14 protein-coding genes are annotated in these 13,641 nt (G+C 55.0%); 7 read left to right on the forward strand and 7 right to left on the reverse strand.

Features of this window, described 5'->3' with window-relative positions; all coding sequences use genetic code 11:
- Nucleotides 1–31: 31 nt before the first annotated feature.
- From atpG to atpC, 3 genes are all read left to right on the forward strand, one after another.
- Nucleotides 32–913 carry an ATP synthase F1 subunit gamma gene (gene atpG, locus SH678x_RS10590; RefSeq protein WP_496922878.1) on the forward strand — a complete coding sequence of 294 codons (882 nt, stop codon included), beginning with the start codon at nucleotides 32–34 and terminating at the stop codon, nucleotides 911–913.
- 114 nt (nucleotides 914–1,027) lie between these two features.
- Nucleotides 1,028–2,482, forward strand: a complete 1,455-nt coding sequence (gene atpD, locus SH678x_RS10595; RefSeq protein ID WP_496922879.1) for a F0F1 ATP synthase subunit beta — start codon at nucleotides 1,028–1,030, stop codon at nucleotides 2,480–2,482.
- A gap of 32 nt (nucleotides 2,483–2,514) precedes the next feature.
- The gene (atpC, locus tag SH678x_RS10600) at nucleotides 2,515–2,934 is read left to right on the forward strand and encodes an ATP synthase F1 subunit epsilon (RefSeq protein WP_496922880.1); all 420 of its coding nucleotides are present in this window, start codon (nucleotides 2,515–2,517) and stop codon (nucleotides 2,932–2,934) included.
- 13 nt (nucleotides 2,935–2,947) lie between these two features.
- Here the strand turns inward: atpC and SH678x_RS10605 are convergent, their stop codons facing one another.
- Both SH678x_RS10605 and SH678x_RS10610 read right to left on the reverse strand, forming a co-directional pair.
- Nucleotides 2,948–3,613, reverse strand: coding sequence for a hypothetical protein (locus SH678x_RS10605; protein WP_496922881.1), 666 nt, complete (start codon nucleotides 3,611–3,613; stop codon nucleotides 2,948–2,950).
- Nucleotides 3,614–3,637: 24 nt separating this feature from the next.
- Nucleotides 3,638–3,985 carry a P-II family nitrogen regulator gene (locus SH678x_RS10610; protein WP_496922882.1) on the reverse strand — a complete coding sequence of 116 codons (348 nt, stop codon included), beginning with the start codon at nucleotides 3,983–3,985 and terminating at the stop codon, nucleotides 3,638–3,640.
- Between the two features lie 253 nt (nucleotides 3,986–4,238).
- Between SH678x_RS10610 and SH678x_RS10615 the strand changes: the two genes are divergently transcribed.
- Complete coding sequence (locus tag SH678x_RS10615) at nucleotides 4,239–5,246, forward strand: serine/threonine protein kinase (RefSeq protein WP_496922883.1); 1,008 nt, start codon at nucleotides 4,239–4,241, stop codon at nucleotides 5,244–5,246.
- 428 nt (nucleotides 5,247–5,674) lie between these two features.
- Here SH678x_RS10615 and SH678x_RS10620 read toward each other — a convergent pair whose 3' ends face one another.
- The 4 genes from SH678x_RS10620 to ribH form a co-directional block, all read right to left on the reverse strand.
- Nucleotides 5,675–7,147: an ammonium transporter gene (locus SH678x_RS10620; protein WP_496922884.1), complete on the reverse strand. Its 1,473-nt coding sequence runs from the start codon at nucleotides 7,145–7,147 to the stop codon at nucleotides 5,675–5,677.
- A 362-nt stretch (nucleotides 7,148–7,509) separates the two neighbouring features.
- Nucleotides 7,510–8,451, reverse strand: a complete 942-nt coding sequence (ftsY, locus tag SH678x_RS10625) for a signal recognition particle-docking protein FtsY (protein ID WP_496922885.1) — start codon at nucleotides 8,449–8,451, stop codon at nucleotides 7,510–7,512.
- Nucleotides 8,452–8,558: 107 nt separating this feature from the next.
- Complete coding sequence (gene nusB / locus SH678x_RS10630; protein ID WP_496922886.1) at nucleotides 8,559–8,960, reverse strand: transcription antitermination factor NusB; 402 nt, start codon at nucleotides 8,958–8,960, stop codon at nucleotides 8,559–8,561.
- A 151-nt stretch (nucleotides 8,961–9,111) separates the two neighbouring features.
- Nucleotides 9,112–9,585, reverse strand: a complete 474-nt coding sequence (gene ribH, locus SH678x_RS10635; RefSeq protein ID WP_496922887.1) for a 6,7-dimethyl-8-ribityllumazine synthase — start codon at nucleotides 9,583–9,585, stop codon at nucleotides 9,112–9,114.
- 104 nt (nucleotides 9,586–9,689) lie between these two features.
- On the opposite strand from ribH, the gene SH678x_RS10640 reads away from it, so the two are divergent.
- The 3 genes from SH678x_RS10640 to SH678x_RS10650 all read left to right on the forward strand — a co-directional run bounded on the left by SH678x_RS10640 (nucleotide 9,690) and on the right by SH678x_RS10650 (nucleotide 11,673).
- Nucleotides 9,690–10,112 carry an EamA family transporter gene (locus tag SH678x_RS10640; protein WP_496922888.1) on the forward strand — a complete coding sequence of 141 codons (423 nt, stop codon included), beginning with the start codon at nucleotides 9,690–9,692 and terminating at the stop codon, nucleotides 10,110–10,112.
- Between the two features lie 98 nt (nucleotides 10,113–10,210).
- Nucleotides 10,211–10,951: a methyltransferase family protein gene (locus tag SH678x_RS10645; RefSeq protein WP_496922889.1), complete on the forward strand. Its 741-nt coding sequence runs from the start codon at nucleotides 10,211–10,213 to the stop codon at nucleotides 10,949–10,951.
- Nucleotides 10,952–11,076: 125 nt separating this feature from the next.
- Complete coding sequence (locus tag SH678x_RS10650; RefSeq protein WP_496922890.1) at nucleotides 11,077–11,673, forward strand: transposase; 597 nt, start codon at nucleotides 11,077–11,079, stop codon at nucleotides 11,671–11,673.
- A 120-nt stretch (nucleotides 11,674–11,793) separates the two neighbouring features.
- On the opposite strand, the gene SH678x_RS10655 is transcribed toward SH678x_RS10650, so the two are convergent.
- Entirely contained in the window at nucleotides 11,794–13,236 is a 1,443-nt protein-coding gene (locus tag SH678x_RS10655) for a DnaA ATPase domain-containing protein (RefSeq protein WP_496922891.1), read from the reverse strand.
- Between the last annotated feature and the right edge of the window lie 405 nt (nucleotides 13,237–13,641).

The raw sequence follows: 13,641 nt of genomic DNA on the forward strand, positions 1-13,641 counted from the left end.
GGATTTCGCAAACCGTTTTCAAGCACTAAACATGGCCAATCCCAGAGAACTCGATAAACGCCGCAAGTCGGTTCGCAACATCCGCAAGATCACGCGGACGATGGAACTGATCGCGACGGCGCGCTTCAAGAAAGCAATGGATCGAGCAGCTGCGGCCACCGCCTACACCGACCGCATCACGAAGTTGGTGGCCGACCTGACCAAAACGGGTCTCCAAGTTAGCCACCCGCTGCTGGAGCAACGCGACGAGGTGAACAACGCCACGTTGTTGGTGCTGACGGCTAATCGTGGGTTGTGCGGTGGTTTCAACGGCAATTTGATTCGCGCCGGTCTCGAGCGGTGGAGTGGACTACGAGCCGAAGTGCCTCAGTGTCGGTTGGAACTCTCTGGCAAACGCGGTATCGCGGGCTTTAAGTTCCGTGGTTATCAAGCGGACCACACTTACACGCATTTTGAAGATAAGCCATCGTTCGACGAAGTTGAACTACTCGCCAATCGCTATCTCGAAGAATACATCACGGGCAAGCTGGATAGGCTCGACGTGGTGTACATGAAATACGAAAGCATCGCCCGTCAAAAAGTGGCGGTCGAGACATTGCTGCCGCTTGGCTCGCTGGCTGCGAGTGTCGAAGACGATGCCGCGCAAAACACCGGGCCGCAGTACGAATTTCTGCCTTCTCCAGAAAGCATTTTGGAAGAGGTCGTTCCCACGAGTTTCAAGGTGAAGCTGTTTAAGTGCTTCCTCGACTCGGCGGTGAGCGAGCAGATCGCCCGGATGGTCGCCATGAAGGGTGCCACCGAGAATGCTGGCGAATTGATTAAGAGTTTGAGCATGCAATACAACCGCGCACGACAAGGCCGGATCACGTCGGAATTGATGGACCTGATCGGCGGCGTTGAAGCGTTGAAATAGCTGAGAGGCTAAAGACGAGAGTCAAGAGCCACATACACAATTTATCCTACAAACTATTTTGAGAGCCTATTCGATGGCTCTCGACACTAGACTTTAAGCACTAGACTAAAAATCATGGCAACAGCTACTAAGAACATCGGCCATATTACCCAAGTGATCGGTTCGACCTTCGACGTCGAGTTCTCCGACGATTCGCTGCCGGCGATTTACAACGCCGTCCAAGTCGTGTCGGATAACAAGGGCGTGAAGATCAATCTCACGGGCGAAGTCCAACAGCAACTCGGCGGTGGCCGCGTGCGTTGCATCGCTTTGGGAAGCACCGATGGTTTGATTCGCGGCCAGGAATGCGTCGACACCGGCGGACCGGTGAGCGTGCCCGTGGGTGAAGCCACGCTGGGCCGCGTGTTCAACGTGTTGGGCGAAGCGGTCGACGGCCGTGGACCGGTGGACGCCGCCGAGCGTTGGCCGATTCACCGCGAAGCTCCCAAATTGGATCAACTCTCGACTAAAACCGAGTTGTTCGAAACCGGTATTAAAGTGATCGACCTATTAACCCCGTTCGTTCGCGGTGGTAAGGCCGGTCTGTTCGGTGGTGCCGGTCTTGGTAAGACGGTTATTCTTACCGAGTTGATTGCCCGTATCGCGTCGGCTCACGGTGGTTACTCGGTGTTCGCGGGCGTGGGTGAACGAACCCGTGAAGGAACCGACCTGTGGTTGGAAATGCAGGAAGCCAAAATCGGCGACACTGGCCGCAGCGTTATCGATCAAACCTGCATGGTGTTCGGACAGATGAACGAACCGCCGGGTGCCCGTCTCCGCGTGGCGTTGTCGGCTTTGACGATGGCCGAATACTTCCGCGATAAGACAGGTGCCGACACGCTGTTGTTCGTCGACAACATTTTCCGCTTCTCACAAGCGGGTAGCGAAGTGTCGGCCCTCTTGGGTCGTATGCCTTCCGCGGTGGGTTATCAACCAACTCTCGCTAGCGAAATGGGTGCGTTGCAGGAACGTATCGCGTCGACCAGCAACGGGGCTATTACTTCGGTGCAAGCCGTGTACGTGCCCGCGGACGACCCGACCGACCCTGCTCCGGCGACCGCCTTCGGCCAGTTGGACGCGTTCATTTATCTGGAACGTTCGATTTCGGAAAAGGGTATTTACCCGGCGGTGGATCCGCTCGCCTCGTCGAGCCGTATTCTCGATCCGCAGTACGTCGGCGAGCGGCACTTCAACTGTGCCCGCCGCGTGCAGAAGACTTTGCAGCGTTATCGCGAACTTCAAGACATCATCGCGATCCTCGGCGTCGACGAACTTTCCGAAGAAGACAAGTTGGTCGTCCACCGTGCCCGCCGTATTGAGCGATTCCTCTCGCAACCGTTCCTCGTGGCAGAAGTTTTCACCGGCAAGCCGGGCGAAATCACGCCGCTTTCGGACACGATCCGCAGCTTCGAAGAAATCTGCGACGGCAAGTGGGATCACCTGTCGGAAGATGCCTTCATGTACGTCGGTGCCATCGAGCAAGCCGAAGCCCAATTTCATAAATTGCAGGCCAGCGCGAAAGCTAAGTAATCAAGCTAAGTAAAGCGACGATCTAACTCACCATGAGCACAACCGAAACTATTAACGCCGTCTTGCGCTGCATCGTTGTCACGCCGGAAGAAACCGTGCTCGACACCGAGGCCGATTTTATCGCGCTGCCGTTGTACGACGGTGAGGTGGGCATCAGCAAGAACCACACGCCGTTGATCGGGCGTTTGGGCTACGGTGAGCTGCGTCTCCGCCAGGGTGCCACCACGATCAGCTATTACATCGACGGTGGCTTCGTTCAAGTGAACGACAACCTCATCTCGGTGCTCACAAATCGGGCTATTCCTGCCGGAGCGGTTGATCAACTGGCCGCGGCCGAGCAATTGGCGTTGGCCTTGGGCCGCCAAGTCAGCGGCGACGAAGAATTGGCCATTCGAGATCGCATCGTCAAGCAAGCCCGCGCTCAGTTGCGAGTTGCGGTGAAAGCCAAATAGTTGGCGGCGGATGCTACGGTGCAGAGGGTGGCGCCGGCGCACCTTCCGGTTTTCCCGCCGTAAACTTCTTGAGCTTGAGCAGCGCCTTGATGCCTGCCAAATCCAAACCTTGCTGAACGATCCCCGTCTCGGGAGCGAACCAGTAATCGCTCACAAAAGTATCAGGTCCCACGGTAGTCGAGACGTTTAGCTTCAACGCTTTGAATGTGCCCGCGGGAACTTTGACGTCTTCATAGTCGCCGATGACACACTTCACATTGAAATCTTGATCGCCGACTTTTGTGACTGTTTCCCACTTTTCACCGGGAGTCGGCGGGTTCTTTAAAAGGATGATCGGAGGTGAGAATTCCAACCCATTGAAGCGGTCGCGATACAACCCGGCTTGAGCGTGGCGGAGATGTTCGCTGGCTGAGACATTCCCTCCGGCGGAGGTGTCGACGCGATAAAGTGTTTCGCCGTCGATGACTTCTTTTTTTGCCACGCGATTCGAGATTTCCGAAACATTGCCGTTGGCGTGGACTTCGTAGTCCCATTGATTCCCCACGGCCAAGGGATAAAAGGGTTCCGTGGCGGTTTTAGTTGTCGCAGGAGCGGTCTCCGCGGCGATTCCAATGCCGCAGAGCAATAAACAGAACGAAAGCCAACTTGTCCTGAAGAGATATTTGGCGAGAGTGTTCATGGCAGCGACCGCGTGGTGTAAGTGTTAAATCGCTTCAGGCCCGCGCTCGCCGGTGCGGATGCGGATGCAATCTTCGAGCGGCAGCACAAAGATTTTGCCGTCGCCGATCGAGCCATCGTCCCCCGTGCGGCCCCCTTCGATGATCGCGTTGATCGTCGGCTCGACGAAATGGTCGTTCACGGCGATCTGCAACTGCACCTTACGGAGCAGATTGACCGTGATTTCCCGGCCGCGGAAGACTTCGGTTTGGCCCTTTTGCCGGCCGAAGCCTTGGACGTCCATGATCGTGAGGCGGACGACTTCCACTTTCGAGAGGGCGGCTTTAACGTCTTCCAGTTTGCTGGGCTGGATGATGGCGATGATGAGTTTCATGGGAGCAACGACGGGTTTTTCGGCGGCCAAATAAGTCCTTTGCTTATTATCCTAAATCCCCAGGTCACAATCCGAAATCCCAAAATCCGTGCCCGGTGGCTGAAAGAGCGGGAAAACAGCACGAGATACCCGCTTCTCGCGCCGGTTGGTGTTTATCACAGCAGTGGCTATACTTCGGGCAATCCGCTGTCATCGTCGTGGCAGATCAATACTGGGAATCCTTGTCGGAAGTCCCTCAACCTTCTCCAAGCTGATGACCGATTCCGCCACACCGACACCGCGCCGCAATCTGAAGTTTCTGCCGACTTCGGCCACGTTCAAGTTGCTGGAACCGCTAGGGGTTGGCACCGTGGGTGTCGTCTACCGCGCGGAAAGCCCCGACATCGACGAACCGGTCGCCGTCAAACTGCTGCATCCCAACATTTCGCACGATGACAACATCGTGAACCGCTTCCAACGCGAAATCGTGATTATGGAGCGGCTCAAGCATCCCCACATCGTCCGCAACTATGGCGGGGGGATCATGGATGGGCAGTATTTTTATGCCATGCAACTTTTGGAGAAAGGGAATCTCAAGACCCGCATTCAAAAGCAGGGCACACTCACCTGGCAGCAAACCGCCGCCTATGCCGCGCAGATCGCCTCGGCACTGCAACACGCGCATAACCACGGCATCATTCACCGCGATCTCAAAACGAGCAACTTGTTTTTCGACAAGGACGGTAAGCTGGTGTTAGGCGATTTTGGCATCGCCCGCGATACCCACGACGCCGACATCACCGACACGGGCATTACCGTGGGAACCTATGCCTATATGTCGCCCGAGCAAATTTGCGGCGACAAAGCGATCACCGGCAAAGCCGATCTCTATTCGCTGGGCTGCGTGATGTACGAAATGCTCACCGGTAGTCCCCCGTTCGCTGGTGCGAATTTCGCGCAAGTTTGGAAGCAGCATCTGAGCGAAAAGCCCAAGGGTTTGCGCGAACAAGGGATCGATTGCCCCGAATGGCTCGAGCAAATCATTATGCAGCTCTTGGAGAAAGACCCCGAGAAGCGGCCATTCAACGCCCGCATGGTGCAGGGCAATCTCAACGATCATCTGATGAAAGAGTATGGTCCCGATTTATCGCGGTTTACTCAATACGTGCCGCCACTTGAAGAACACCGTGCCAGCGTAGACGAGCCCAATACAAAACGTCTTGTGGCGGTTCTTATAGTGCTTGCCGCTGTGGTGGCGGGAATCGCCATGTTTAGCAAGTAGGCTGCCACGGCACACTTCAAAACGGCCCAAAAGAAAAAGTCCAGGAAAGACACCCCGGCCTGGGCGGGATTAGGCGGAAAACCCACCCAAGCCATTGGGGCATCCTTCTGGACGGGCCATAATCCGATTCAACGCAGACGCTTAAACGCAGAGTGCGCGAAGGCGCAGAGATTCGCAGAGTGTAAGAAGATTCTTGTAAGATCGCTTCTTGCGGCCCTCAGCGACTTTGCGATCTCTGCGTTTTGCTTGTTTTAGACTGTCTCATTTTGATTTGATGACGTCCCGGCTTGGTCGCACTGTAGGCGGCAAAGCGCGACCAAGCCACATGGGACATCATCGGCGACCCAGGCAAGAGTCGATCCAACATTATCAAGGACACTTGTCGGGCGGCGCTATCCGTCGCCCGACAAGCGACTACTATCAACTTTCTAGGCTTGATAAGCCTGCATACCATGCTCGCTGATGTCGAGCCCCTTGGTTTCTTCATGCTCGTTAGCTCGCAAGAAGCCAACTGCCTTGAGAATTCCAAAGAGGATGAACATCGTAACGAACGCCCAACCGGCGTAGGCCATCGCACCAATCAATTGCGTCTTGAAGCTGGTCGCTGCGACAAAGTCAGCGGCTGCCGTTCCACGCAGTTTTTCTGCAACCGAGGCCGTGGTATAGACGTTTGGCAAAATGCCGATTGCCATCACACCCCAGATGCCACACAGACCATGGACTGGGAAGGCACCGACGGGATCGTCGATTTGCAGCTTGTCCAAGAGGACACAACCACCCATCACGATGAACGCCGCGATCACACCAATGAGGATTGCCATCTCAACGGTGAAACAGTCGCAACCAGCTGTGATGCCGACCAAACCGCCAAGGATGCCGTTAAGGGCCATACCCAGGTCGGGCTTGCCAAACAACAGCCAAGAACCGAACGTTCCCGCAGCGCCACCAGCGGCAGCAGCCAAGGTCGTCGTGACCGCAACATGCATGACAATATCGATTTCAGCCGTCGCTTGGAAACCAAGTTGGCTGCCGGGATTAAAGCCAAACCACCCCAGCCACAGGATGAACACGCCGAGAGCGGCCAGAGGCAAGCTATGTCCGGGCATCGGCACGGCCTTGCCACCGACGTAGCGACCAATACGAGGTCCGAGCAGCATCGCACCAGCCAAACCGGCAAATCCACCGAGAGCATGGACCACACCCGAACCGGCAAAATCTTGGAAAACCATGCCGTCTTCGAATTGTGTTAACCAACCGCCGCCCCATTTCCAGAAACCGCTGATCGGATAAACAATCGCACAAATGAAAGCACTGTAGACGAAATACGCACCAATCTTGATACGACCGGCCACGGCACCCGACACGATCGTCGCGGCAGTCGCGGCGAACATGCATTGGAAGAACCAGTCCGTCGAAGGACTGAATTCCCGAGGACTCGAAGCTTCGTACAATCCCGTGCCACCGAACGCAAAGTATTTGTGTTCAGTGACATCGACTCCATAATTACCCGGATACATCAATCCGAAACCTACGAAGTAGAACAGGATAGAGCCGATGCAGAAGTCCATCGTGTTCTTGAACAAGATGTTGATTGCATTCTTCGAGGCATTAAAACCTGTTTCCACCAAGGCGAAACCGGCTTGCATGAAAAACACGAGACAGGCACAGACGAACAACATGATGTTGTCCAAAGCGTAGCCCAGACCAAGATCCGTGGGTGCTTCGGTTTCGGCCTTTTCTGCCTCAGCAGCTTCGGCTTCCGGAGTTTCCGCGGGGGCCTCTTCGGTTGCGGCCTCTTCTTGTGCCCAAGAAATTTGGGTCATCATTGGTGTCGCTTGCAGCGACAAGATTAGGGCAACTAGCAGATACTGCCAGCTGCGCAGTGTCAAAACACTTGACATAAGATTCGCCCTTATTGGATTGTCAGAAGGATTAGTCAATCAGGACCTGGAAGTATCTAGAATTCCGCCTTTATAGTCCTGGAAGCGTCACGACAACGCTTCTTGGGTCGCCAGAGAACGCTGAGTCCTTGCATCTATGGCGACATCCGAATCGGTTGGCTTTGCGGAGAGCAATCCCCATGCCATGCCTGGCTTCAGAATGGGCAGGATTGCTGTAAAGTGCCAATTGGCAAGAGTTTGCGCCTGCGGCTTGAGCAAGAAAATCTGGTTGTCACGAGCGCAACCTTACGATTTTGCCAGCAAGGTAATCACACCATGTCGCGCTTGTAGGCAGAAGCCGCAGGAAAAAAAGAGCAGCAGCTTTAGGCAGATGCTGGGGCGGTCTTCTCGATATCTGCGAAGAGCGCGGCCACGAAGTCGCCAGGGCTAAAGAGAGCCCAATCTTCGGGCTGTTCGCCCACGCCGACATACTTCACGGGCAGACCCACCCGCTGTTTGATGGCGACCACAACGCCCCCCTTGGCCGTGCCATCGAGCTTGGCCAGCACGATCCCCGTGCAATCGACTGCCTCGGTAAACTTTTCCGCCTGGCTAATGCCATTTTGGCCCGTCGTGGCATCGAGCACCAGCAACACTTCGTGCGGCGCGGTGGGAATCAGTTTCCGAATCGACTGCTGAATCTTCGTGAGCTCGCTCATGAGATTCTTCTGCGTTTGCAGTCGACCTGCTGTATCGACAATGCAAACATCGGCACCCGTGGCGAGGCATTCTTCCACCGCGCGATAAGCCACCGACGCGGGATGAGCCCCCTGCTCTCCCGTCACGATATTCACACCCAACCGCTTGGACCACAGCGTGAGCTGCTCCACCGCGGCGGCACGGAACGTATCTCCAGCCCCCAGGACGACTGATTTCCCTTGGGATTTCAACAGATGCGCGAGCTTGGCGATCGACGTCGTTTTGCCAGCACCGTTGACGCCGCAGACCATGATCACGGTCGGTCCCGACTCGGCAAAGCGGATCGGCGAATCGGCCTGACCCATCAGCTCGGTGAGCTTCGCTTTCCAGGTGGCCACAACATCTTCCAGGTGAACGACCCGACCGCGGAAATTCTTGGCCACCTCGGTGACGATCTCTTCGGCCGAGTCGTAGCCCATGTCGGTCTTGAACAAGATCGCTCGCATTTCGTCGAGAAATTCTTCGTCGATCAGCCGGCCTTCGCTCTTGAATAAATCTCGAACGTCGGTGAAGAGAACATTCTTGGTCTTCTGCAGACCGCTCTTAATCTTGTCGAAAAAACCCATGAGCTTTTGAAAGTGGTCCTGTGATTTATGTAGGCCGGAACGAGCGGTAGCACTGTTCCGGCAGTTTCTCGGATGTTGCGCCGGAACTGCGCTCGGCTTGTTCCGGCCTACGCTTTCTTCTCGATCAACTTATCCAGAATTCCATTGACGAACTGCGAGGAATTCGCGGCACCAAAGCGTTTGGCCAGTTCCACGGCCTCGTCGACGGCCACTCGTGGGGGTGTGTCGGTGTAGCGAATCTCGTAGGCCCCCATCCGCAAGATATTGCGATCGGTCGCGGCCATTCGCCCCACACTCCAGTTATCGGCCTTGGCGGCGATCAAGGCGTCGAGTTCATCACGATTGCGCAGCACGCCCATCACCAGCGACACGGCAAAGTCGCGGAGATCCGGTTCCTTGAGGCGGTTCTCTAGCAATGGCATGACCTGATCGCGGGAATCTCGGGGATTGAGATCCTCTTGAAACAGGGCCTGCAAGGCAACTTCTCGAGCTCGTGTACGTCCAGCCATCTTCTACAACGCAATCTATGAATTTCTAAAACACCTGCCGTCTCATTCAGCAAATGCAGAACGCTAATCGACGCTTATAACCACTAATCTGGGATCAGTGATGATTAGCGCGGATTAGCGTTCCGTTTCCTCGTGGTCGGCTATCCCTATTCTATTCGGGCGGGCAATTCTTGAGCAATCCGACCATTTTTAGGGCCGCTTCGGCACATTCTACCCCTTTATGGCCAACGTTTCCGCCAGCCCGATGGACCGCCTGTTCCATTGATTCGCAGGTGAGAACGCCAAAAATCATCGGTACTTCGTTGTGCAGGGCAATTTCTTGCAGTCCCAAGCTGACCGCCCGATTGATGTGCTGGTCGTGCGTGGTTTCTCCACGAATCACAGCCCCCAGCGAGATCACCGCGGCGTAGAGCTGACTCTGCGCAAAACGCTGAGCCACAATCGGAATTTCCCACGCCCCCGGCACCCAAGCGACGTCGATATTCTCAGCCGCAACGCCAGCCGCCGTGAGCGTTGTGACGGCACCATCCAAAAGTTTGCCGGTGATCGATTTGTTCCACTCAGCGACGACAATCGCGTAGCGATCTGCAGCATCATGCGGAGCGGGTTCAATAATATTCGCCATCAAAGCATTATCGCACTTAAAAGGAGCTGGCGTAAGCCGTTAAAATAACGCTCAAGAAATCAAATATCCCGTAACGCGAAATCCGAAAGCCAGGAATCTCATCCATGGAACGCTGGGTCATCTTTGCCATCATTTCGATGGTCTTCGCGGGGCTGACAGCGGTCATTGCCAAACAAGGCCTTACGGGAATTTCCGGCGAGCTGGGCCTCGCGGTGCGGACATGCTTTGTGTTCCTTTTCGTGATTGCCTTTGCAATGTTCGCTGTTCCCAAAGCACAGATTCAGCAGCTCACTTCGAGAAATTATTTCTGGTTAGTTTTATCCGCATTAACGACGGCGATCTCGTGGGTTTTCTATTACAAGGCCCTTAAATTGGGCGAAGTCTCCACGATCGCCTTGATCGATAAAGGGAGCTTCGTGGTTGCCGTCTTGCTGGCGTGGCTATTTTTGGGTGAGAATCTCACCCCGCGGATTGCCGTCGGGAGCCTACTGATTCTGGCGGGATTGGTCGTCGTATCCGGAAAGTAGTCAGCAGTCTTAAGGAATCGTAATTGAACTCGTCATGACAGCTATCTGGACTCGCCATACAATAGCACCACATTCCCTAACTCGCTGGAGCAACCGCCTTGTCACTGAAATCAGAAATGGAATTGCACGGCGAATGGTTATTTCGTCGGCGTAGTTATTTGCCGCTTATTGCCGTTCCAATTCTTATCGCCGTGCTGGCAAATATGGTCTGGCCGTTCGGCAGTCTTGAGTTTCACGAAACTTGGGAATTCATTTGTCTGGCGATTTCGTTCGTCGGTCTTGGTGTGCGCATCATCACAGTCGGATTCGTCCCCGAAGGGACTTCGGGCCGTAATACCAAAGGGCAAGTGGCGACTGTTCTCAATACGACCGGTATTTATTCTACGATCCGCCACCCTTTGTATCTGGGAAACTATCTGATCGGCTTGGGTGCTGTCCTTGTGCCGTTTGAGTGGTGGCTCCCGCTGCTCTACACGACGGCTTTTTATCTTTATTACGAACGGATCATGATTGCCGAAGAAGCGTTCTTGCAACGTAAGTTCGGCGAACAGTTCGATCACTGGGCGAGTCGAACGCCCGCGTTCATTCCACGTTTCTCTCAGTGGAAAGCAGCTACGCGCGGTTTTTCGTGGCGCACGGTTTTGCGGCGCGAATATACCGGCGTGTTCATGGTGATCTTGCTGCACACCGCCATTGAGGTGATCGAGCATTGGTTTATCGAAGATCGGCTCACGCTCGAAGCGGAATGGTCGCTACTCTTTGCCGCAGGCGGCATCATCTATTTGCTGCTGCGCACGCTCAAGAAGCACACACAGATTTTGTATTGGGACGAAGTGTAGACACCATAGGAGCCTCCCGCGTCAGCGGGGGGAGCTCTTTCTAAAAATCTCCAAAAACAACCCTCGACAAGTAAGTGTTCGTAAGTACACTATCTGCATCATTCCTTGCATATAGGATTACTCACATGCCTTGTTGGCTCATCACATCGACATTCTATGGCCAATGGTTGCCGGGTAATAAACGAGGGTCCGTGACGAATGTTCGAGAACGGCGCTCCAACGACGCATTGTCATCAGTGCGGCGTGAACATTCTCAACCCGGGCAAGCCTTCGACGGTTCGATGCCGGGGCTCTATCAAGCAGCGCTTGAGCAATTGAAAGGTCAGCCTGTTTGTGTTGATCTCGCACAAGCCGATCAGTTACTCGACCAATTTTTAGAAACGGCTGCCTATCGTGGTTGGGTGCTGGGTGCTGTGTCGATTATGGAGAACCATGTGCATTTGGTCGTAGAGCCTCCCGCGTCAGCGGGGGGAGGCATCGCCATGAAAAGCCAACTCTTGCGAGATTTTAAAGGTTATGGATCGCGAAGGCTGAATCGCTTATTCGGTGAACGCGAAGCGGGGACTTGGTGGTCGGATGGAGGATCAGCTCGGATTGTGAAGAATAAGGCTACGGCGATTCACTATGTTTGTCATTGCCAACCATGGCCGTTGGTTGTGTGGAGTCGTGAACGCGGGAGAATTCCCGTGGAAGAGTCGAGTGTGGGGAATAGGAGATACTGATAAGTGCTGGCGCTCCCCCCGCTTACGCGGGAGGCTCGTGAGCTGACGCGGAAGTTTCCTTGTTCACATACGAGCCTTCCGCGTAAGTGGGGGGAGTTCTTCGCATCAGAGCAAGCCTTTTCACGCTCGGCGCAATTTCTGCTGTACTTTGCGGATTGCTTCTTCGACGCTGCAGTTGAGATGGCCCGTGGAAACGTTGTCACCTTGGCTGACCATCCGCTCGATTTTCTTCTGCGCGGAGATGACCGTGCTATGACTGCGGCGGCCAAAGAATTCGCTGATTTCACCAAGTGCCGACCGCGTAAATTGACAAGCCAGCCACATGGCCAGCATACGTGGCTCGGCCACGTTGCGAACCTTGCTGGCCGACTTGAGACTGCTCGCCTCGACGCCGAACACTTCGCACACGGCCCGTTGAATATCAGCCAGACGCACGGTCGGCGTGATTTGCTGCATGTATTCCGCGAGAATGCTGCGGGCGAGGTCCGCGGTGAGCGGCTTACGCAAGGCTTGGCTGGTGACGATCAAGCGATTGATCGCTCCGCGCAGCTGCCGCGCACTGCCGGCGACTTGCGTGGCGATCACGACAACCGTCTCGTCGTCGATGGCCATGCCAATCACGGGATGCATCTCGGCGATAAACTTCCGCACCAAGGTTTGCCGCGTGGCGAAGTCAGGCATTTCCAATGGCACGGCCAATCCGCCAGAAATTCGCGTTGCCAATTCCGAGCTGACTTTCAGCAAGTCCGTGGGGCTCGTATCACAAGTCAGGATGACTTGCTTTCCCTTTTCCTGCAGCGAATCGATCGTGACCAAGAGCTCGTCGAGTGTGGCCCGTTTGTTGACCAAGAATTGGATGTCGTCGATCAAGAGCACGTCGACCGAACGATACTTATGACGAAAACTCGCCAAGGTGCGCTGATTCAGGGCATCGAGAAATTCGGTTGTGAATTGCTCCGCCGTGAGACGCAGCGCTCGCACGAGCGAATTCGTGCCGCGCAGGTGGTGCAGCATCGCATAGAGCAAATGCGTTTTGCCGATGCCCGAGGGACCGTACAGAAATAAGGGGCCGTAATGGCCAAGGCGTTCGGCCACGGCGATGGTCGTGCGGTGGGCTAATTCATTACAGGGCCCACTCACAAAATTGGCGAACGTCGACCGCGACATGGCCGAGCCCGCAGACCGCGGCGGCTTTTTTGTTGCGACAGGCGGTTGCTGGATCAGCGTGGCGGGCATGACATCGTTGACGGGGGCTAGCGATTCGTCGAGCAAACTTTGCTGGACCAACTTACCATCGGTCTTCACAGGAAGATTTTCGGCCAATTGCACAAAGTATTCAATCGCGACGTCGTGACCGCAGATCAATCGGCAACTTTCCGCAAAGCTGGCATGAACGTGACGGCGAACGCATTGCAACTCGAACTGCGAGCGAGCACCGACTCGCAAAGCGTGTAGGGTAAGCTCAAGCGACGTCTGTGGCCCGACCCACAGTTCGTATCGCTCTCTTCCCAATCGCTTGACAAGTTCAGCGCGCAACGCGGACAGCCTGTCCGAATCGTCCATGTTCACTTCCTGCAAGATCCGATTATCGACTTTCCAAGGCGAGTATCCAATAACTCGCAGTCCTCATTTCCGAGAACCTGACTCCCGCTTGAAAATCGGAGAAAAAGATTGCCCAAAACTCACAGCCGAACTGGCATGTCCGTTTGTCACCGTTTTCCGCCATCAGAAGGTGACTCGCGGTTTCCCTGCCCCGTCGGCAGCCCAATCATTTCCTGTGTGGGGGCTGATTCTAAGAGTGCTAGCACTCGGTTGCTAGGTCTTGACTGTTGCTATGCTCGTGTCCCTTTTCAGACGGTTCACTAAAGCCCAATTTCTGGCCACTTTCTGAGAGCAAAAAGTTGGAAAAATTCTTTCCAAACCCTGACCACCCCTGTGGATAATCTGTTTGTGTGTGACGAGAGACTC

This window comes from Bythopirellula superficialaquae (genome assembly GCF_059632245.1).